The following is a 19,281-nucleotide window of genomic DNA, read 5'->3' as shown; positions in this document are numbered from 1 at the left end:
CAAAACCGGCGTCGACCGCGGCGCGGGAAGCACCGACAGCAGCGCCCAGCTTGTCAGCCAGGGCGTACAGGTGTTTGAAGTTGTCGCCGTTCTGCATGCCACGGCCGCCGGAAACGACGATCTTGGCAGCGGTCAGTTCCGGACGATCGGACTTGGCCAGTTCTTCACCGACGAAGCTGGAGATGCCAGCGTCGTGTGCAGCGCCAACGGCTTCAACCGAAGCAGATCCACCTTCAGCAGCAACCGGGTCGAAACCGGTGGCACGCACGGTGATCACTTTTACTGCAGCGTTCGATTGMACGGTSGCGATGGCGTTACCGGCGTAGATCGGACGCTTGAAGGTGTCAGCGCTTTCGACCGAGATGATCTCGGAGATCTGGTCAACGTCCAGCTGAGCGGCAACGCGCGGCAGGATGTTTTTGCCATTGGAAGTGGCAGCAGCCAGGATGTGGCTGTAGCCCTTGCCCAGTTCGGCGACCAGTGGAGCGACGTTTTCCGGCAGCTGATGCGCGTAAGCGGCATTGTCAGCGTTCAGGACTTTGCTCACACCAGCGATTTTCGCCGCGGCTTCAGCCACGACGCCAGCGCCTTGGCCTGCAACCAGCACGTGGATGTCACCACCGATTTTGACGGCGGCAGCCACGGTGTTCAGCGTGGCCGGGGCCAGCACTTTGTTGTCGTGTTCAGCAATAACCAAGATAGTCATTTAGATYACCTTCGCTTCGTTTTTCAGTTTCTCGACCAGTTCAGCCACCGACTTGACCTTGATACCCGCGCTGCGTGCAGCCGGCGCTTCGACTTTCAAGGTTGTGTTGGTGGAGGCGATGGAAACGCCCAAAGCGTCCGCAGTCACGACTTCGAGAGGCTTCTTCTTGGCTTTCATGATGTTTGGCAGGGACGCGTAACGCGGCTCGTTCAAACGCAGGTCAGTGGTGACGATGGCCGGCAGTTTCAGGGAAACCGTCTGCGCGCCGCCGTCGACTTCGCGAGTCACGGCAACGCTGTCGCCGCTGATTTCGACTTTGGACGCGAAGGTGCCCTGACCGTAACCGCTCAATGCGGCAAGCATCTGGCCGGTCTGGTTGTTGTCGCTGTCGATGGCTTGTTTGCCAAGGATCACCAGCTGAGGCTGTTCCTTGTCGACCACAGCCTTGAGCAGCTTGGCCACGGCCAGCGAAGTCAGGTCTTCAGCGGATTCGACGAGGATGGCGCGGTCGGCACCCAGAGCCAGCGCGGTGCGCAGTTGCTCTTGAGCGGTAGACGGGCCGATGGAGACGACGACGATTTCAGTCGCAACACCTTGCTCTTTCAGGCGTACGGCTTCTTCCACGGCGATTTCGCAGAACGGGTTCATCGACATCTTGACGTTGGCGAGGTCGACGCCGGAATTGTCCGCCTTGACGCGAACTTTCACGTTGTAATCGACGACGCGTTTCACAGCTACCAGGATCTTCATGGGGCAGTGTTCACTCCAAAATAGTTGTTCGTTGCAGTCAGATGGCCCCGGCGGCGCGCATTTCTTCGATGCGATTCGCAGACAGCCCCAGCTGTCTGAGCACCTGTTCAGTGTGCTGTCCAAGACCCGGCACGGCGTCCATGCGCGGTTCGAAAGCGCTGTTGCTGCCTGGCGGTATCAGGCTCGGGACTGTGCCGGCAGAGGTCTCGACTTCCCGCCAGCGATCCCGGGCCTTCAGTTGCGGATGATCCCAGACGCCTTGCATGTCATTGACCCGGGCATTGGCGATCTGCGCATGCTCCAGCCGATCTAACACAGCATCGAAATTGAGCGTGGAGAACGATTCAACGATCAGCGCGCGCAACGCATGACGGTTTTCGACGCGCTTGAAGTTGGCCGAGAAGCGCTCGTCTTTCGCCAGTTCGGGCATCAGCAGCACCTTCTCGCAAAACAACTGCCACTCACGCTCGTTCTGCAAACCCAGCATCACGGTGGTGCCGTCACCGATGGGGAAGGGGCCGTAGGGGTAAATGGTGGCATGCGCGGCACCGGCGCGAGGTGGCGGAGGCGCGCCGTCGTAGGCGTAATACATCGGATAGTTCATCCACTCGACCAGGCTTTCCAGCATCGACACATCGAGGTGGCTGCCTTCACCGGTGCGTCCACGCAACAGCAGTGCAGAAAGAATGCCGGTGTAGGCGTACATGCCGGCCGCGATGTCAGCGATTGAACATCCGGCCTTGGCCATTTCTTCATCGCCCGGGCCGCCGGTGACCGACAGAAATCCGCCTTCGCTCTGGATCAACAGGTCGTAGGCTTTTTTCTTTTCATAGGGGCCACCGGCGCCATAGCCTGAAATGTCACAGACAATCAGGCGCGGAAAACGCTGATGCAAGACCTCAAATGACAGCCCCATTCGAGCTGCGGCACCGGGTGCCAGGTTCTGCACGAGCACATCGGTGCTGGACAGCAAACTGTCCAGCACCTCGGTGGCCGAATCCTGCTTCAAGTCGAGGGTCAGGCTTTCTTTCGAGCGATTGGTCCAGACGAAGTGCGAGGCCAGACCGTTGACGCGTTGGTCATAACCTCTGGCGAAGTCACCTGTACCGGGACGCTCGACCTTGATCACGCGGGCGCCAAGGTCGGCCAGTTGTCGGGTGCAGAAGGGCGCTGCAATGGCATGCTCCAGGCTGACGACGGTAATGCCATCGAGCGGACGGAGGCCGTTGGGCTGGCTCATGATTTTTTCTCTCTTGTTTTTAGAAAGAGCGCGGCAGCTCGAGCAGGTGTTCGGCGACGTACGACAGGATCAGGTTGGTGGAGATGGGCGCTACCTGATACAGACGGGTTTCACGGAATTTGCGCTCGACGTCGTATTCGCAGGCAAAGCCGAATCCGCCGTGGGTCTGCAAGCAAGCGTTGGCGGCTTCCCAGGAGGCTTTCGCCGCCAGGTACTTGGCCATGTTGGCGCTCGCCCCGGCGTTGATGCCGCTGTCGTATTCCTCGCAGGCGCGCCAGCGCATCAAGTCGGCGGCTTCGATCTCGATGTGCGCTTCAGCGATGGGGAACTGCACGCCCTGGTTTTGCCCGATCGGACGACCAAACACCACACGGTCGCGGGCATAAGCGCTGGCCTTTTCGATAAACCAGCGACCGTCGCCGATGCATTCGGCGGCGATCAGAGTGCGTTCGGCATTCAGGCCGTCGAGGATGTACCGAAAGCCTTTGCCTTCCTCGCCGATCAAACTGTCAGCGGGAATTTCCAGGTTGTCGAAGAACAACTCGTTGGTCTCGTGGTTGACCATGTTCGCGATCGGCTGCACGGTCAGGCCGTTGCCGATGGCCTCACGTAGGTCCACAAGGAAGATTGACATGCCTTCGGATTTTTTCTTCACGTCGGCCAACGGTGTGGTCCGCGCCAGCAGGATCATCAGGTCGGAATGCTGGACGCGCGAAATCCATACCTTCTGCCCGTTGATCACGTATTTGTCGCCTTTGCGCACGGCGGTGGTCTTGATCTTGGTGGTGTCGGTGCCGGTGGTAGGCTCGGTCACTGCCATCGATTGCAGGCGCAATTCACCGCTGGCCAGTTTCGGCAGGTAATAGCTTTTCTGCGCCTCACTGCCGTTACGCAGCAGGGTGAACATGTTGTACATCTGTCCGTGAACGGTGCCGGAGTTGCCGCCGCAGCGATTCACTTCTTCCAGGATTACCGACGCCTCGGCCAGCCCAAGGCCGGAGCCGCCATATTCGACAGGAATCATCGCAGCCAGCCAACCAGCGTCGGTCAGGGCCTTGACGAAGGTTTCCGGAAAACCTTTTTCTTCGTCGATTTTGCGCCAGTAAGCGGCATCGAATTCAGCGCACAGAGCGCGTACGCCCTCGCGGATGGCATTGAGTTCTTCAGAGTTGCGGTCGGTCATTATTATTCTCCTCAGCGTGTCACGCACGGCATCTGCCCTGCGTGACCGGGTCCGGGCAAAGAGCAATCAGATCGGGTTGAAACCCAAGGCCGCACGAAAGCGATTCTTGATGTAATGACCATCGCGCGGAGGCAGCACCCGTGGCGGGTTTTCTGCTTTGATCTTGATCGTCGCGAGCTTGACGCCGTCGCGGGTCGCAAAGCGCTCGCGCAGGTCATGCACGCCTTCCATGTCGCGGATTTCATCGGTCCAGCTGAAGCCGCAGGTCTTCGCCACCTGGTCCAGGGAAATACCGAACCCTGCATGACTGACTTGCATGCCGGTTTCGCCAAAGTGACCGTTATCCAGCACGGCGATGGTCAGGTTGGCGGGCTTTTGCAGTGCTACCGTGGCCAGTGCGCCGAAGCCCATGAGCAACTCACCGTCACCGGTGACCACCACGACGGACTTGTTCGGCTGCGCGTTGGCGAGACCCAGCCCGACGGTGATGGCGCTGCCCATGGCGGCCCAGAGGTAATAATTCAGATCGTTGTCACCGGCAGCCATAACGTCATAGGACGCTGAACCCAGGCCGGTCACGACCAGCACGTCTTTGCGGTCGGCCAGCAAGGCCTTGACCACTTCGCGGCGGCACAGGGTGTGGTTTGCGCTTACTTGACCCATTTCTTTTCTCCAATCAGACGCTGACCGAGCAGCAGGGCAGTGGACGAATCACCGTTGAAGGCCATGGTCGCGGCGCCGTGCAGCAGCGGTGCGACATCTGTAGGGACGTCCGCACGCCAGGTCATCACTTTCATCAGATTCAGGGAGGCTTCTGTGGCCTGACCCATCGGGTTCTGCCACGCGTTGAACTCGGCCCAGTCACCGCGCATGGTGACCACCATCAGCAGTGGGAAGCCGGCACAGACTTGAAGTGCCAGGGTGTTGATGCAGTTACCGACGCCGCTGGACTGCATCAAGAGGGCGCCGCGCTCACCGCCCAGCCAGGCGCCGGCGAGGTAGCCGATGCCTTCTTCTTCGGTGGTGAGGACAACGGCCTTGATGTCCGGGTCTGCATACGACATACGGATCGCCGCCGAGTGACCTGCATCCGGTACGAAGACCACGTGTTTGACGTCGTGGGCCTTGAGTACGCGAAACACGTCCTCCTGCCAATCCTGTCCCACGGTGTGTTCAGCTTCTGTTGACATGCCTATCTCCCAAGCAGTGCTGCTTTTGTGTTTTCACACATTCTGGGAGCGCTGAAGGAGAACAACGACTACCGTTTTTGTCTTTGAGATATGCCCGTTTTGTATAGCTGGGCGGTGAATGCGTGGCGCAGCAGTGAACGGCGATAACCGCGAATTATGGGAAGGGGGAAACCGAGAAATTGCTATTCGCGAAAACGCTGAGATTGAGCGCGCCGCCATAGCATTTGGGCATATCTGGTAGAGCGCGATCGGCTCTTATTGGGGGAGGAGGACTAGCGTAGTTTTCCGGCTACGTCGTTACAGTGCGTAACCGACGCAACCACAACTATAAGATCCGAGGGTTGCACCTATGTATGACAGCCTCCTGCAGTTGGCTTGCCCCGTCCTGTCCTCTGTCCATGACCTGTTCCGCCCGCATCCATCCTCGGCCTGCCGATACAGGCACTTTGCACTTGCCTTTTTCATTCCGTAGCACTGCGGCGGCCCTTGCGCTTTTCAACGCTATCGCGTGATTACGCGGCGTTTGCCCAAGCTACTTTCCAGAAAATACGACAACAGGTGCGTTATGAAAAACAGGCTACCGGCTGCGGCAGGCATTCTGATCGCCATGCTGCTGGGGATCCTTATCGGCTACATGATTTTCCTGAACTTCCCGGACAAAGCGGCGGCGACCCGAGTCGCCGGTTACATCTCGATCATCTCCGACATTTTTCTACGCCTGATCAAAATGCTCATCGGCCCTTTGGTGTTTTCGACGTTGGTGGTGGGCATCGCCCACATGGGCGACGCAAGCGCTGTGGGCCGGGTCTTTTGCAAGGCGCTGGGCTGGTTCGTCACCGCGTCGTTGATTTCACTGGCGGTGGGGTTGGTCATGGCCAACGTGCTGCAACCGGGGCACAACCTGGGCTTGCCATTGCCAGAGGTGACCAGTGCGACCAACCTGCAAACGTCGGTGTTCACCCTCAAGGATTTCGCCACGCATTTGGTGCCCAGGTCTTTCGCCGAGGCCATGGCCACGAACGAAATTCTGCAGATCGTGGTGTTCTCGCTGTTTTTCGGCGTGGCGTTGGCTTCTCTGGGCAAGAAGGCCCAGGGGCTGATCAATGTCATCGAGGAGCTGTCCCAGGCGATGTTGAAAGTCACCGGTTATGTGATGAAACTCGCGCCGCTGGCGGTGATGGCGGCCATGGCCGCGACCGTGGCGGTCAACGGGCTCTATATTCTGGTGAAATTTGCGGTGTTCATGCGCGACTTCTATTTCGGGCTGATCGTGCTCTGGGCGATGCTGATCTTTGCCGGTTGGATGTTCCTGGGGCGGCGTGTATTCAAACTGGTGGTGCTGATCAGGGAGGCTTTCCTCTTGTCTTTCGCCACGGCCAGTTCCGAGTCGGCTTACCCGAAGATTCTTCATGCACTGGATCGTTTCGGGGTCAGGCGCAGGATCTCCAGTTTCGTCATGCCCATGGGTTACTCCTTCAACCTCGACGGCTCGATGATGTACTGCACGTTTGCCGTGCTGTTCATCGCTCAGGCTTATGGCATCGAGATGTCGATCGGCACGCAGATCACCATGTTGTTGACGTTGATGCTGACCTCCAAAGGTATGGCCGGCGTGCCGCGCGCTTCGCTGGTGGTGATTGCCGCGACCCTGACCCAGTTCGATATCCCCGAAGCCGGTCTGTTGCTGATTCTGGGGATCGACACCTTCCTCGACATGGGCCGCTCGGCCACCAACGCAGTGGGTAACTCCATCGCCACGGCGGTCGTGGCGAAATGGGAGGGCGAGTTGATGAGTGAGGGCGAGGCTGAGCGTCATGCGGCTGTGCTGGATGTTCAGGGTGACACAGGAGGAAAACCGCTGACGGTCTGACCTGTTATCGGCAAATCTTCAAGATCAAAGGGTTAGCATTCACAGACGTGGCTGCTCACCCTTTGTCGTTCGCCAAGACTCTGGACGCACAAGCAAAAAAAAGCCCTCACATTGCGCTGTCGTGGGCAGGCTGTGAGGGCAAAAAGGGAAGGGGTTGTCAGGCGAGGGTCAGGACTTGCGTTGCAGGGTGTGGTAACCCAGCGCTGTCCTGGCTTCCTTGAGGGATTTGCCTTCAGCGATCAAGGCACGAATACGCGATTCCACCTCTTCGATTGAGCGGGCGCAGGATGCCACTTCATGGGCTCGATCCCGGGGCACGATCACCACGCCGTTGGCATCGGCGATCACGATGTCCCTGGCGCACACGCGGGCCTGGCCGATGGACACCGGCTGATTGACGGACGCTACTTCGACCCGGTCCTTCCCGGTACGCATGAACCGGCCTTTGCTGAACAGTGGGTAGCCGTCTCCGAGTGCCTTGCTGACATCCCGGCAGACGCCATCGATAACCGTCGCGGCAATCCGTTTGCTTCCGGCATATTGGGTCATGATGTCGCCCCAAACGGTGCAATCGGTGCGCCCGTCGTTGTCGATCACCACCACGTCGCCTTCTGCCACATCATCAATGAAATCGCCGACCGTTCCCGGCGGGTAACTGGCGGTGACGTAGCGCACGGTGTAGGCCGGCCCGACCACCACTTGCCGATAGTTGTCCAGGGGCATGACGCCCAGGCACTGGCCAGGCAGACCCAGTTTATCCAGGGCATCGGAAACACCCGGCGTATCCAGGCCTTCAAACAGGGCAACCAATTCTTTGTCTTGGGGGGACATGTGTAACACCTCGCAGTGATGACAGAATCGTTCAGACAGAAGCCGCTCAAACAAGCGGCCCGGTTTTGTTCGGAATGCGCTTCAACCAGGGGTGCTCAATCTCGCTCTTGGCTCGGAAATGGTCAGCAAGAGGATGAAACTCATGAACGATCCGATCGCCAGCCAGGCAAACACATAGTTCCAGCCATAGTTATCCAGCAGCAACCCAGTAATGAACGGCGTCGCCGCCGCGCCCAGTTGACCGACCATGTTCACAACGGCGTTGGAGATGGGGAACGTTTTTTTGGTGGTCAGCCCCATCGGGTAAACCATGTAGGAAGAGAAACCCAGGCTGAGAACGGCACCGGTCAACAACAGCAGCAAACCGTAGGGAATCGGTTCGGCAGGCGAGTTGATCAGCAGGTACATCATCAGTGACGTACCCAGCGCAGACAGCAGCATGCCGGGTTTGCGCCGCCCGCCCATCAGTCGATCCGAGCAGAAACCACCCAGCAGGTTGCCGAGTACGGCGCCCACCCATGGCGCAGCCGACACCAGCCCCATGTTCATGATCGAGAACTGTTTGACGGTCATCAGGTAGGTTGGAATCCAGGCCAACAGTACGCTCGATACGCCCAGTTGGAAGCAATAGCTGGTGGCGCAGCCCCAAATGTTCCAGGACTTGAACACCTGCCGGTTGGTCTCCAGAGGCGTTTCATGGCGGGCACGTATGACTCGATCGAGTTTGCTCACCCAGGCAGGAGTCTGCTGGGGACGGGTTTGTTGAGTCGCTTCAGTGCTGCCGGCTTCTTCGATGATGTAGTTGAGCTCGGCTGCGTTGACGAACCGGCTACGGGAGGGATGGTCGGTGACCATGAAATACCAGACGACTGCCAGTGCGATGCCGGGTACGGCGAAAAAGTAGAAGATTTCTCGCCAGCCCCATACCGAAATGATCACGGCACACAGTGGGGGCACGATCACCGGTCCGAACTTGACGGCGGACAGAAAGATCCCTGACGCGGTGCCTTTTTCCCGTGCAGGAAACCAGTTGTTGATGGTCGTGGTCATGCTGATCGGCAGTGGACCTTCAGCAACGCCAAGGCCCAGGCGATACAGTTTAAGTGCCAGCAACGAACTGGCTGTACCCACCAGGCCCGTCAGCATTGAGGTCAGCACCATGGCGCCGGGCAAGATCCGGCTGACACCGAAACGGCCGAAGGCAAAGCCGGAAGGAATCTGTACCAAGGCATAGGCCAGCAGAAACAGGCTCATCAAGCCTCCGGCCTCGGCATTACTCATTTCGAACTCTTTACGAATAAACGGTAGAGCGACACCCAGGTTGGCCCGGTCGGCGGCAGCAATGGTGTAAATCAGAAAGATCAGGGCCGCGACCACCCAGCGGTAATTGCTGCGCACGGCGGGTTTTATGACTTCAGGCATAGACATGGGGCGGACCTTATTTTTCTGTTGGTGTTGTCCGGCCAAAGTAATGATTGTGAATCTGCAAAAAAAGCGACAAATACTCCTCTCAACAGATCACTTTTATTGATGAAAAGGTTTGAGACGCAGGCATAAAAAAACCGGGCTGGATGCCCGGTTGGATGGCGTTGCGAGGTCCCTGCAGCAAGGCGATTACGCAGTGTTTTTCAGTTCGCCAGGCCAGCCTTTTCCAACACCTTGTCCAGCCATGACTGATCGATGGCGCCAGTGGCGATTTCGGCTTTGACCTGCTGTTCATGTGCGTCATGCTCTCGCGCCTTGACCAACACCTGCTCGGCATGGTCGGGCGAGAAGGCAACCAGCCCATCCTCGTCACCGACAATGATGTCGCCCGGATTGATGATCATCCCGCCGATTGACACCGGGACGTTGATTTCCCCTGGGCCGCTTTTGTAGGGGCCGCAATGCACCACGCTGCGGGCATAACACGGTGTGGCTTCAAAACTGGCGACATCGCGGATGGCGCCGTCGACGACGAAGCCGACACAGCCGCGTTGCTGGGCATAGAGCTTGATCAGCTCACCGATGACCGCGTTGGTCGCGTCACCCTGGGCGTCGATCACCAACACATGCCCCGGTTCGATCAGCGTCAGGGCCTTGTAGATGTAAAGGTTGTCGCCGGGGCGAGTCTTCACCGTCAGGGCGGTGCCCACCAGTTTGCCGGTGTGGTTATAGCGCGTCAGCCCCCGGGCACCGATGTGACGCCCGAGGTTATCACTGATATGCGGCGTGACGACGCTCTGAAAAGCGTCCAGCAGCGAGCGTGGCGCCTGGGGCGGAGAAGGGTAGATGCGTGAACCGGGCAATGACATAGCGACCTCCATGAACGACTGAACCCTTGTGGGCTATGCGTTCATAGTAAGAAAGGTCGCACGGCACTATTAGCGATATTTATCTATGCAAAAGCATCGCTTTTTTTCTTGTTTCAAGAGCTAGATCACCATGCGGCTGAAATCACAGCAATCTGCCGCCAGACGTGCAACTTCGACACTGAGGCCCTGAAGACGATCGGCGCGGTGCACTGCGATGTAGTGGATGGGAGGCAGCGCAGGCTCGGTTTCGATGACCAGCAGCCGGCCCTGGTCCACCAACGGCGAGAGACACTGGCGAGGCAGGTAGCTGATACCGACACCGGACAGGGTCAGGCCCAACTGGGCGATCAGGTAGTTGCTTTTGATCGTACGGTTGACCCGGACGTCATTCTGGGCAAACCAGCGCTCATAGATCAACCCGGTGCCGGAGCCGCCGCCCTGAGTCAGGACGGTGTACGAGGAAATGGCCTGCATGTTCATGATCTCGTTACCCTGATGCAGCGAGGGTGCGCACATCCAGGCGTTCTCCACCGAACTCAGCGGGGTGCTGACGAAACGCGCATCGGCAAAGATGTCGGGAACGATGATCAGGTCGAGCTGATCGTTCTCCAGTTTAGCCACCAGTTCGGTGCTGAGCTCGACCGAGGGTTCGAGTACCACTTTGGGATAAGCACTGCGAATACCCTCGACCAGCGCCGGCAGCCAAGTCATGGCGGTCAGCTCGGTGACGCCGATGCGAAAGCGCCTGACCAGCACTTCCTTGGAGCTTATGCGTTCAAGCAGGTAATCGCGTTGGCGCAGAATCTCCGTGGCCTGCTCGAACAACTCCGTGCCTTTTTCCGTCAGACGCGCACTGCGTTTGGATCGATCAAAAATCGGCATGTCGAAGGCATCTTCCAGCTCCTGAATACGCTTGGAGATGGCCGACTGGGACATGTTCAGTTTCATGGCTGCGGATTCGAAGCTACCCAGTTCCACAATCCAGTAGATGGCTTCCAGTTGCTTGAACGTGATCATGGCTCAGGCTCGGTTGAAAAAAAGTGTTCCATTATTTACCAGAAGCATCGAGTTAACGCCGCTAATAAACAGCAAAACCCGGCCTTGGCCGGGTTGATTTTTCAGCGACGGATTAACGCAGGCTGGTACAGAACGAGCGGATGGCCTCGCAGGCCTTGCGCAATGAAACGTCATCCAGGGCGTAGGCAATGCGAATGTAGGGGCCAAGGCCAAAAGCGCTGCCATGCACCACGGCCACATTCGCTTCGTCGAGCAGCGCGTGGGCAACATCTTCGTCAGTTTGGAGCACTCGACCTCCAGGCGAGGTACGACCGATCAGCCCGGCACAGGAGGCAAACGCGTAAAACGCCCCCGCAGGGCTGACGCATTCAAGACCCGGTGTGGTGTTCAAAAGCTCCACCATCAAATTGCGACGCCCCTGGAACGCGGCGCGGCTTTCGCGGATGAAGTCCTTGGGCCCCTCCAGCGCGGCGAGTGCGGCTTGCTGCGAAATCGAACTGGCGCCAGAGGTTTGCTGACCTTGCAGCTTCTCCATGGCGTCCAGCAACCAGCGCGGCCCTGTGGCAAAACCGATGCGCCAGCCGGTCATGGCATAGGCCTTGGACACCCCGTTCATGGTCAGGGTGCGCGGTGCCAGTCGTGGTTCAATCTGGGCCAGGGTGTAGAACGCTTGATCGTCGAAAATCAGATGCTCGTAGATGTCATCGGCCAGAATCAACACATGAGGATGTGCCAACAACACCTGCGCCAAGGCGTGAAGCTCATCCCGGCTGTACACCGCCCCCGTCGGGTTGGACGGCGAGTTGAGGATCAACCATCGGGTCTGTGGGGTGATCGCTGCGGCCAGCGCCGAGGGCGTCAGCTTGAAACCGGTGTCGGCATCGCAGGTAACGATTCGGGCTTCACCACCGCACAATTGAACCATCTCCGGGTAACTGACCCAGTACGGCGCCGGCACGATGACTTCGTTACCTTCATTGAGGGTCGCGGCCAGGGCGTTGTAGATCACCTGCTTGCCACCGTTGCAGACAAGGGTGTCTTGCCAGGTAACGTCCAGGCCGTTCTCACGGCGGAACTTGGCGGCCACCGCTTCTCGCAGTGAACGTACGCCGGCGACCTGGGTGTAGCGGGTGTGGCCATGCTCAATGGCGTGAATTGCAGCCTCACGTACATGTTTGGGGGTATCGAAATCAGGCTCGCCTGCGCACAGCGAAATAATCTTCGCGCCTTGCGCCCGGCGTTCAGCCACACGGTCCATGATTCGGTAGGTCGCGGAAGGCTGCGCGCTGGCCAGGTGCTGGTTGAGCCGTTGGATATCGGTGCTCATGCGCGGGTTCTCCACTCAGTCAGGTTCATCAGTTCCAGGGTCGAGCGGCCTTCGGTCAACGCCTGCATCATCTGCGCTTCTTTGTTCGCGCGTGCTTCGCCTTCGGCCAGGGTACGTGCCGCATCGGCTTTGGGAATGATGATCACACCGTCGTCGTCGGCCACCACCAGATCGCCCGGGGCCACGAAAGCACCGTTGAAATTGAATGGTTGACCCACCGAGGGTGCACTGGCCTTGACGGTGCCTTTTACCGAGATGCCACGGGCAAATACCGGGAACTGACGTTTCTTCATGGCGGCGATATCGCGTACGCCGCCATCGATGACCAGGCCGACGACGCCCGCCGCTTCGGCCGCCACGGTGAGCACCTCGCCCCAGTAACCGGCAATGAAGCTTCCCGTACCCACGACCAGCACGCTGCCACGCGGCACACGCTCCATGGCCAGGTGCAGAGCCAAATTGTCGCCCGGCGCGCACTCCAGGGGGTAAGCGGGGCCAGCGATAAATGCACCGTCCCACATCGGGCGGATGGCACTGTCGACGGCGCAAGGCAGATGGGAAGCCTCATACAATGTCGAGCTGCCAAGTACTTTTGCCCGCTCTGGGAAGTTTAGGGGGAGTGGGAGTGTGGACTGGCTCATCAGACTTTCCTCTGCAGGCTGTGGTAGCCCAATGCGGCCCGGGCTTCTTTTAGGGATTTGCCTTGAGCGATCCGGGCGCGAATGTCGGCTTCGACCGATTCGATCTGACGGGCAACCGTCGCGACTTCACGGGCGCGGGCTCGTGGGACGATCACCACACCGTTGGCGTCGGCGACGACGATGTCGCGGGAGCAGACCCGCGCCGTGCCGATGGACACCGGCTGGTTGACCGATTGAACTTGCACGCGGTCTTTGCCGGTGCGCATGAAGCGGCCCTTGCTGAAGATCGGGTAACCGTCGCCCAGTGCTTTGTTGACATCCCTGCATACGCCATCGATGACGGTGGCGGCGATCTGCCGAGTGCCGGCGTATTGGGTCATGATGTCGCCCCATACGGTGCAGTCGGTGCGGCCGCCGTTGTCGATAACCACCACGTCGCCCGGCGCTACGTCTTCGATGAAATCACCCACGGTGCCAGGAGGAACGCTGGCCGAGACGTACTGCACGGTGAACGCAGGTCCGACGACGACCTGGCTGTAATTGTCCAGTGGCGCCACGCCGAGGCATTGGCCGGGCAGCCCGAGTTTGTCCATTGCATCGGACACACCAGAGGTGTCCAGACCTTCAAACAAGGCGACCAGTGCTTTGTTTTCAAGAGCTTTGTCTTCAAGATTCATCAGGCGTGCTCCACGCGGATCGCTTCGAACTGGGTGTCATGCATCACCTCGGCCACCGAGCGACCGCTGCGAACAGCTTCCACCATGCCGTCCTGACGGCGGGCGATCCGCTCGCCGAGGTCGAGTACCTTCTCGATTTCAGCCTGGGGTATAAACACCGTCCCGCAGGTATCGGCGATCAAATAGTCATCCTCACGGACGTCGACACCGGCCACGGCGATCGTTACGCCTGCATCGATCTGCACTACCCGATTGCGCGCGCTGATCATCGTCACGCCGCGGCCGTAGACCGGGTAGCCAATCGCTTCGCTACCGTCGATGTCGCGGCTGAAACCGTCGATCACTGTGCCGCGTACCTGCTTGCCGGTCGCGGCGTTGGCGAGGATATCGCCCCAGCAGGAAATACCTTCGATACCGCCGGCGATCACCAACACACGATCGTTGCTGGCAATCTGTTCAATCACTGGCGTGATCAGGTGCACCGTGGGTGCGCTGTCGAATTTTGGGGCGAGCAGGACCGTACTGGCGCGGCCGACGATTTTCGGGCAGTTCCACAGCGGGCGCAGCCCCACGGTGGCACCCGGCAGGCCGAGGAAATCGAGCGCATCGGACACCGTGTTGGTGTCCAACGCCTCCAAGCGATCCAGCAAACTCTTGTTAGTCATGGGAGAGCCCCTGTGGTGACGGAGGCGCCCAGTGTCAACGAGGCAGTTTGATAGGTATATTACTAATCACAGAAACATTAGATACGTTAAACCTATGGAATGATCATGATCAATTTCCGCCTGATTCGTCACCTCTGGTTGTTCCTGGCGGTCGCCGAAGAACAGAATTTTGGTCGCGCCGCCAAGCGCCTGGGAATGTCCCAGCCACCCCTGAGCGAGCAGATCCAGGTGCTGGAGCAGGCGCTCAAGGTCAAACTGTTCGACCGTTCGCGACGCGGGGCGAAACTGACCCCAGTCGGTGCGGCGATCCTGCCAGCGGTGCGCAAATTCGCCGAGCAACTGGAGCGCCTGGAGCTGGCGGTGGAAGAGGCGGTGGCGGGGCAGTCAGGGATGTTGACCATTGGCGCAATTTCCACGGCCATGTTTGATGTGTTGCCGCGCTTGATCGAGCAACTGAAGAGCGATTACCCGCATCTCACTGTTTCTGTACGGGAGATCGACAGCGTCGAAGCGGTTCCTGCGCTAGAGGCCGGAGACATCGACCTGGCTTTCGCCCGGCTGGACGGTGACCTCGGGACCTCGATCAAGTCGTTACCGTTAACCGAGGATCGGCTGGTCGTGGCCTTGCCCATTGATCATCCGCTGGCTTCGCGCAAGCGAATCAGCCTGTCCAGTTTGTCCAACGAGTCCTTGGTGATGTTTTCCCGAAAGGTCAGCCCGGTCTACTTCGACAACCTGATCGCGACCTGTCGGGCAAGCGGCTTTTCCCCTCGAGTGCTGCATGAAGTGCGCTCTGTGGCTTCCCAAATCGCGTTTGTCAGCTATGGGCAAGGCATCGCCCTGGTCCCAGCCTCACTGAAAAAACTCGCACCCGATAATGTGGTGTTACGACCGCTGAGCAAACCACTGAATGTCGTGACTACCGCCGTGGCCTGGAATACGGACAGGGCCAATCCGCTGGTGGAAGAGTTGGTCGCTCGGTTTCGAACCCAGTCCTGATAGGTTTGACGTATCAAAGCGCTCCCCAATCAGTCATTTACAGTAGGCGCGATACCCTTGAAATTGTGCGCCATGCGGCAATCCATTCGTTCAAGGAGTCACCCTCGTGTCCTCGCAAGAGCCCTTCATTCAAACGCAACTCCCTCTAATAGTGGAGGGTGTCCAACTGGACATCCCGCCATTCACCGCGCTGGAACCCTGGCGCCCATCGTGTTCTTGCATGGTTTTGGCTCGACCAGGAAGACTATGCCGACATCGTGCAGCGAGCCGCATTCGCCGGGCATCCTTTCGTCGCCTACGATGCGCCAGGTTGCGGGGAAAGCCAGTGCAGTGACCTTTCCAAAATCTCCATTGAATTTTTGATGAGGACGGCACTGCAGGTGCTCGAGCACTTTGGCATTGAGCGCTTTCATTTGGTCGGTCACTCCATGGGCGGACTGACCGCATTGGTGCTCGCTTATCAGTTCCCGAACAGAGTGCTCAGCTTCGTCGATATCGAGGGCAATATCGCCCCGGAAGACTGCTTCCTCAGTCGTTAGGTGGTCGACTATCCTGCCGCGGATGGCGAAGCATTTTTTGCCGCCTTCATAGAGCGCACGCGGCATGCGCCAGCCTATGCCAGTGCTCTCTATGCCGCGAGTTTGAAGCACAAGGTGCGTGCCGGTGCGGTGCGAGGGATATTCCAGTCGATGGTCGATCTCTCCGATAACGCCGACTTGATGGGCAAGTTCCTCGGATTGAAATGCCCGCGCATGTTCATGTACGGCGAGCAGAACGCGTCACTGTCCTATCTGCCGCATATTCAGGCCGAAGGTGTGCGGTTGGCGCAAATTCCTACGTGCGGGCACTTCCCGATGTACTCCAACCCGATTGTGATGTGGCTGCAAATCGCCGACTTTCAGAAAAGCACTGCGCAATGATGCAAAAAGGGCCCAACGGGCCCTTCTTAATCGTGCCGTTGTAATGGTCAGACTCTGGCAGCGCTCGGTTTTGAACAACCCTTGAGCCCGGTGCGCTCTTCGATCTCACCGGAACCGCTGATGTACCCATAGCGAGACAGGTTCGGCATCAACATCGCAGCGATGAAGGTGATGGTCACTACCGCCGCGACGTAGAAGAAAAAGTACTCCTCGATGCCTTGTGATCGGAGTGACAAGGCCACGTACTCGGCAGTGCCACCGAATGCCGCGTTGCCGACGGCGTACGGAAAGCCCACGCCCAGCGCACGCACCGCAGGCGGGAACAGTTCAGCTTTGACAATACCGGCAACCGGGGTGTAGAGCGACGCAATGACCAGGCCGCCAAACACCAGCAGGAATGCCGTAAACGGGTTGCTGACCGACTGCAGCGAGTAGAGCAGGGGGATCACCAGCACCATGGCCAACCCGGAAAACATCAGCATGTGCGTCTTGATCCCGATACGGTCAGCGAGCAAGCCAAACAGTGGCTGGCAGAGCATGAAGCCGACCAGGGCCGCCGTCATGATGAAGCTGACCGTTTCCGGGCTGAAACCGGCGGAGATCACCAGAAACTTCTGCATGTAGGTGGTGAAGGTATAGAAATACAGCGAACCGCCGATGGTGAACGCCACCACCAGGGCAACGGCCCGCTTGTGTTTGAACATACCGCGCAGAGAGCCGGCGTCTTTGCGGTTCATGTCTTTCTTGGTGGCGGTTTCATGCATGGCGCGCCGCAGATACACCACCACGATCGAACTCAAGGCGCCGATGAAGAACGGAATCCTCCAGCCCCATTCGCGCAACTCATCACCCGTCAGGGTTTGCTGGAGAATGACCACGGTCATCAAAGCCAACAGTTGACCGGCAATGATGGTGAAGTACTGAAACGATCCATAGAAACAGCGACGGCCCGGTGTCGCGATTTCGCTGATGTAGGTTGCGCCGGTGCCGTATTCCGCACCGACGGACAGGCCCTGAATCAGCCTGGCAACCACGAGCAGAATCGGTGCCGCGACCCCTATGGTTGCGTAGGTGGGCATGACGGCGATCAGCAGCGAGCCGGCGCACATCATGAACACCGAGATAATCATCGAGACCTTGCGGCCGCGAGTGTCAGCGATCCAGCCGAATATCCAGCCGCCGAGCGGGCGCATGAAAAAGCCGACGGCGAAGACGCCTGCGGTCGCCAGTAGCTGGCTAGTAGTGTCCCCCTTGGGGAAAAACGAAGCGGCAAAGTAGATGGCGGTGTAGGCGTAAATGAAAAAGTCGTACCACTCCACCAGATTGCCCGAACAGGCACCCATGATGGCTTTGACTCGGTTCGGCGCTCCCATCGGAGCGACTTCGGCCACGTGGTCTTTGGCGTCTGTGATTGATGCGGACATGTTATTCACCCTTTCTTCAAGGCGAGGCGACACGAGGAGCACGCTGATGCGTGTCCGACGTGAATGGCTCGATGGGTTGTTGGGCTTAACGAAGAGGTGTGAACCCGATCACGGCCGGGTTTTCTGAAGGGGAGGGGGAGGGAGGATGCACGAGCGTGGCAAGTTGTACGTGGCCCGGGAACATCGGACAGGTCAGGTAAGACGAAGCATTGAACATCATGGCGCGAGCCCTCGAATCTTATTCTTGTAGTGAGTCGAGCGCTCTTTGGCGCCGACGTTGATTGCACGCTACCGCAGAGTCAGGAGGGTAATAAGCCGTCAGGCGGGCCTAACTGATATACCTAAATTCTATAGCTTGGCGTGCAGCCCCGGCGGGCCGGGGCCTACAGCCGGCGCGAAAGTCTTCAGGCCTCGCGACGCGCGGTTTGCGGGGCATTCCAAGGTGCGCAAATGCGATTACACTCACAGCACTTTCGACGCATATCGCGCCGAGCCCGATGCTGACTGGCCTGGTAATGGATGTCGTTCAACTCAAAACCCTGATTCATGTGGCCGAGCTGGGCAGTCTCAGTAAGGCCTCCGACCGGCTACACATCGCACAACCGGCACTTAGCCGACAAATTCGATTGTTGGAAAAAGAGCTTGGCACCTACCTGTTTGATCGACATGGGCGAGGCATGGAGATTACCGATGCCGGCCGCGAAGTGCTGGCGCATGCCACCCGAATCATGGAAGAAATGGAGTCCATTCGAAGTTCGGTAGTGGGCGGGAAGACTTCCTTTCGGGGAACGGTCGTCATCGGTACAACGCCGACGGTAGCGGAAATTGTCACCGTCCCACTGGTGCGCAAGATCAAAGAAGCGCATCCGAATCTTGCTGTCAGGTTTTCCTCGGCCTTCAGCGGATATCTGCTGGATTGGGTTCAGCGTGGCGAATTGGAACTGGCGATTTCTTACGATCCCCAACCCCTGCATACGCTGCGTATCGTGCCGGTGATGATGGAAAATCTGCTGTTGGTCGGCCCCGCCAGCGCCAACTTGCGTCTTGATACGCCGGTGTCATTCGAGTCTTTGGCTGAGCAGCAATTGGTATTGCCAAGCGCTCGACATAGCCTTCGCGTGATTCTGGATGATTGTGCGCGTGAAGTCGGGATCAAGCTCAAGACCAGCGTTGAAGCCGACTCCTTCGGCGCGATGATTGCCTTGGTCTGCAATGGCTTCGGTTTGACCGCTTTGCCTTTGGCATCGATTTACGCGCAAATCGAAGCTGGCGTGCTCAGTGCCGCACCCTTGGTCGACCCCGTTCCCATGCGCAAACTGGTTCAGGTTTTTCCTGCCGACAGGCGTGTCAGTCCGGCCGCTAAATTTGTCGGTGATGCGTTCATCGAGATTGCCGCTGATCTGGTTAATCGCAAGATCTGGGCCGGACACATGCTTTGAGCCAACGGCCTATCTGTTAGCCCGTGTGCCCCGCCCCTGTGCACTAGCCGCCCATCCGCCTTTTCTCACCACTGATGACATTGCCTTGAACCATCAAACGCGACTGCC

Annotated in this window: 18 protein-coding genes and 1 pseudogene; 4 read left to right on the top strand and 15 right to left on the bottom strand. The window is 58.6% G+C overall.

From position 1 onward, the window contains the following. The 6 genes from EAH74_RS31480 to EAH74_RS31455 form a co-directional block, all read right to left on the bottom strand. The coding region (locus tag EAH74_RS31480; protein WP_140684147.1) for an electron transfer flavoprotein subunit alpha/FixB family protein at window positions 1–706 on the bottom strand (706 nt) is incomplete at its 3' end. After that, a complete protein-coding gene (locus EAH74_RS31475; protein WP_140684145.1) occupies window positions 707–1,456 on the bottom strand; it encodes an electron transfer flavoprotein subunit beta/FixA family protein in 750 nt (249 codons plus the stop codon). Between the two features lie 37 nt (window positions 1,457–1,493). After that, window positions 1,494–2,696 (bottom strand): CaiB/BaiF CoA transferase family protein, encoded by a 1,203-nt coding sequence (locus tag EAH74_RS31470; RefSeq protein WP_140684143.1) that lies wholly within the window; start codon window positions 2,694–2,696, stop codon window positions 1,494–1,496. Window positions 2,697–2,715: 19 nt separating this feature from the next. Next, window positions 2,716–3,879, bottom strand: a complete 1,164-nt coding sequence (locus tag EAH74_RS31465) for an acyl-CoA dehydrogenase family protein (protein WP_140684141.1) — start codon at window positions 3,877–3,879, stop codon at window positions 2,716–2,718. Between the two features lie 66 nt (window positions 3,880–3,945). Next, a complete protein-coding gene (locus tag EAH74_RS31460; protein WP_140684139.1) occupies window positions 3,946–4,542 on the bottom strand; it encodes a thiamine pyrophosphate-dependent enzyme in 597 nt (198 codons plus the stop codon). Next, entirely contained in the window at window positions 4,530–5,069 is a 540-nt protein-coding gene (locus tag EAH74_RS31455; protein WP_046048622.1) for a thiamine pyrophosphate-binding protein, read from the bottom strand. Before EAH74_RS31455 ends, EAH74_RS31460 begins: the two co-directional genes overlap by 13 nt. 565 nt (window positions 5,070–5,634) lie before the next feature. Between EAH74_RS31455 and EAH74_RS31450 the strand changes: the two genes are divergently transcribed. Next, window positions 5,635–6,939 (top strand): dicarboxylate/amino acid:cation symporter, encoded by a 1,305-nt coding sequence (locus tag EAH74_RS31450; RefSeq protein ID WP_140684137.1) that lies wholly within the window; start codon window positions 5,635–5,637, stop codon window positions 6,937–6,939. Between the two features lie 168 nt (window positions 6,940–7,107). Here EAH74_RS31450 and EAH74_RS31445 read toward each other — a convergent pair whose 3' ends face one another. From EAH74_RS31445 to EAH74_RS31410, 8 genes are all read right to left on the bottom strand, one after another. Beyond that, window positions 7,108–7,770 carry an RraA family protein gene (locus EAH74_RS31445; RefSeq protein ID WP_140684135.1) on the bottom strand — a complete coding sequence of 221 codons (663 nt, stop codon included), beginning with the start codon at window positions 7,768–7,770 and terminating at the stop codon, window positions 7,108–7,110. Between the two features lie 81 nt (window positions 7,771–7,851). Further along, a complete protein-coding gene (locus tag EAH74_RS31440) occupies window positions 7,852–9,198 on the bottom strand; it encodes an MFS transporter (protein ID WP_240050596.1) in 1,347 nt (448 codons plus the stop codon). Between the two features lie 200 nt (window positions 9,199–9,398). Then, window positions 9,399–10,064, bottom strand: coding sequence for an RraA family protein (locus EAH74_RS31435; protein ID WP_046048618.1), 666 nt, complete (start codon window positions 10,062–10,064; stop codon window positions 9,399–9,401). Between the two features lie 120 nt (window positions 10,065–10,184). Next, a complete protein-coding gene (locus tag EAH74_RS31430) occupies window positions 10,185–11,081 on the bottom strand; it encodes a LysR family transcriptional regulator (RefSeq protein ID WP_140684133.1) in 897 nt (298 codons plus the stop codon). Window positions 11,082–11,193: 112 nt separating this feature from the next. After that, window positions 11,194–12,408, bottom strand: coding sequence for a pyridoxal phosphate-dependent aminotransferase (locus tag EAH74_RS31425; RefSeq protein WP_140684131.1), 1,215 nt, complete (start codon window positions 12,406–12,408; stop codon window positions 11,194–11,196). Then, window positions 12,405–13,049 carry an RraA family protein gene (locus EAH74_RS31420; RefSeq protein ID WP_140684129.1) on the bottom strand — a complete coding sequence of 215 codons (645 nt, stop codon included), beginning with the start codon at window positions 13,047–13,049 and terminating at the stop codon, window positions 12,405–12,407. The genes EAH74_RS31425 and EAH74_RS31420 overlap by 4 nt, the downstream gene beginning before the upstream one ends. Next, window positions 13,049–13,726: an RraA family protein gene (locus EAH74_RS31415; RefSeq protein WP_140684127.1), complete on the bottom strand. Its 678-nt coding sequence runs from the start codon at window positions 13,724–13,726 to the stop codon at window positions 13,049–13,051. Before EAH74_RS31415 ends, EAH74_RS31420 begins: the two co-directional genes overlap by 1 nt. Further along, the gene (locus tag EAH74_RS31410; protein ID WP_140684125.1) at window positions 13,726–14,391 is read right to left on the bottom strand and encodes an RraA family protein; all 666 of its coding nucleotides are present in this window, start codon (window positions 14,389–14,391) and stop codon (window positions 13,726–13,728) included. Before EAH74_RS31410 ends, EAH74_RS31415 begins: the two co-directional genes overlap by 1 nt. 105 nt (window positions 14,392–14,496) lie before the next feature. Between EAH74_RS31410 and EAH74_RS31405 the strand changes: the two genes are divergently transcribed. Together EAH74_RS31405 and EAH74_RS31400 are read left to right on the top strand one after the other, a co-directional pair. After that, window positions 14,497–15,390, top strand: a complete 894-nt coding sequence (locus tag EAH74_RS31405; protein ID WP_140684123.1) for a LysR family transcriptional regulator — start codon at window positions 14,497–14,499, stop codon at window positions 15,388–15,390. A 106-nt stretch (window positions 15,391–15,496) separates the two neighbouring features. Beyond that, a pseudogene (locus EAH74_RS31400) lies at window positions 15,497–16,310 on the top strand (alpha/beta fold hydrolase). 47 nt (window positions 16,311–16,357) lie between these two features. Here the strand turns inward: EAH74_RS31400 and EAH74_RS31395 are convergent. After that, window positions 16,358–17,734 carry an MFS family transporter gene (locus EAH74_RS31395; RefSeq protein WP_140684121.1) on the bottom strand — a complete coding sequence of 459 codons (1,377 nt, stop codon included), beginning with the start codon at window positions 17,732–17,734 and terminating at the stop codon, window positions 16,358–16,360. A 497-nt stretch (window positions 17,735–18,231) separates the two neighbouring features. On the opposite strand from EAH74_RS31395, the gene EAH74_RS31390 reads away from it, so the two are divergent. Beyond that, window positions 18,232–19,173, top strand: a complete 942-nt coding sequence (locus EAH74_RS31390; RefSeq protein ID WP_193560164.1) for a LysR family transcriptional regulator — start codon at window positions 18,232–18,234, stop codon at window positions 19,171–19,173. Window positions 19,174–19,281 lie beyond the last annotated feature (108 nt).

Source organism: Pseudomonas mandelii (genome assembly GCF_006438925.1).
In the GTDB taxonomy this organism is placed as follows: domain Bacteria; phylum Pseudomonadota; class Gammaproteobacteria; order Pseudomonadales; family Pseudomonadaceae; genus Aquipseudomonas; species Aquipseudomonas mandelii_C.
The sequence above is the reverse complement of the archived record's forward strand: the minus strand, read 5'-3'. Positions and strand labels throughout refer to the sequence as shown.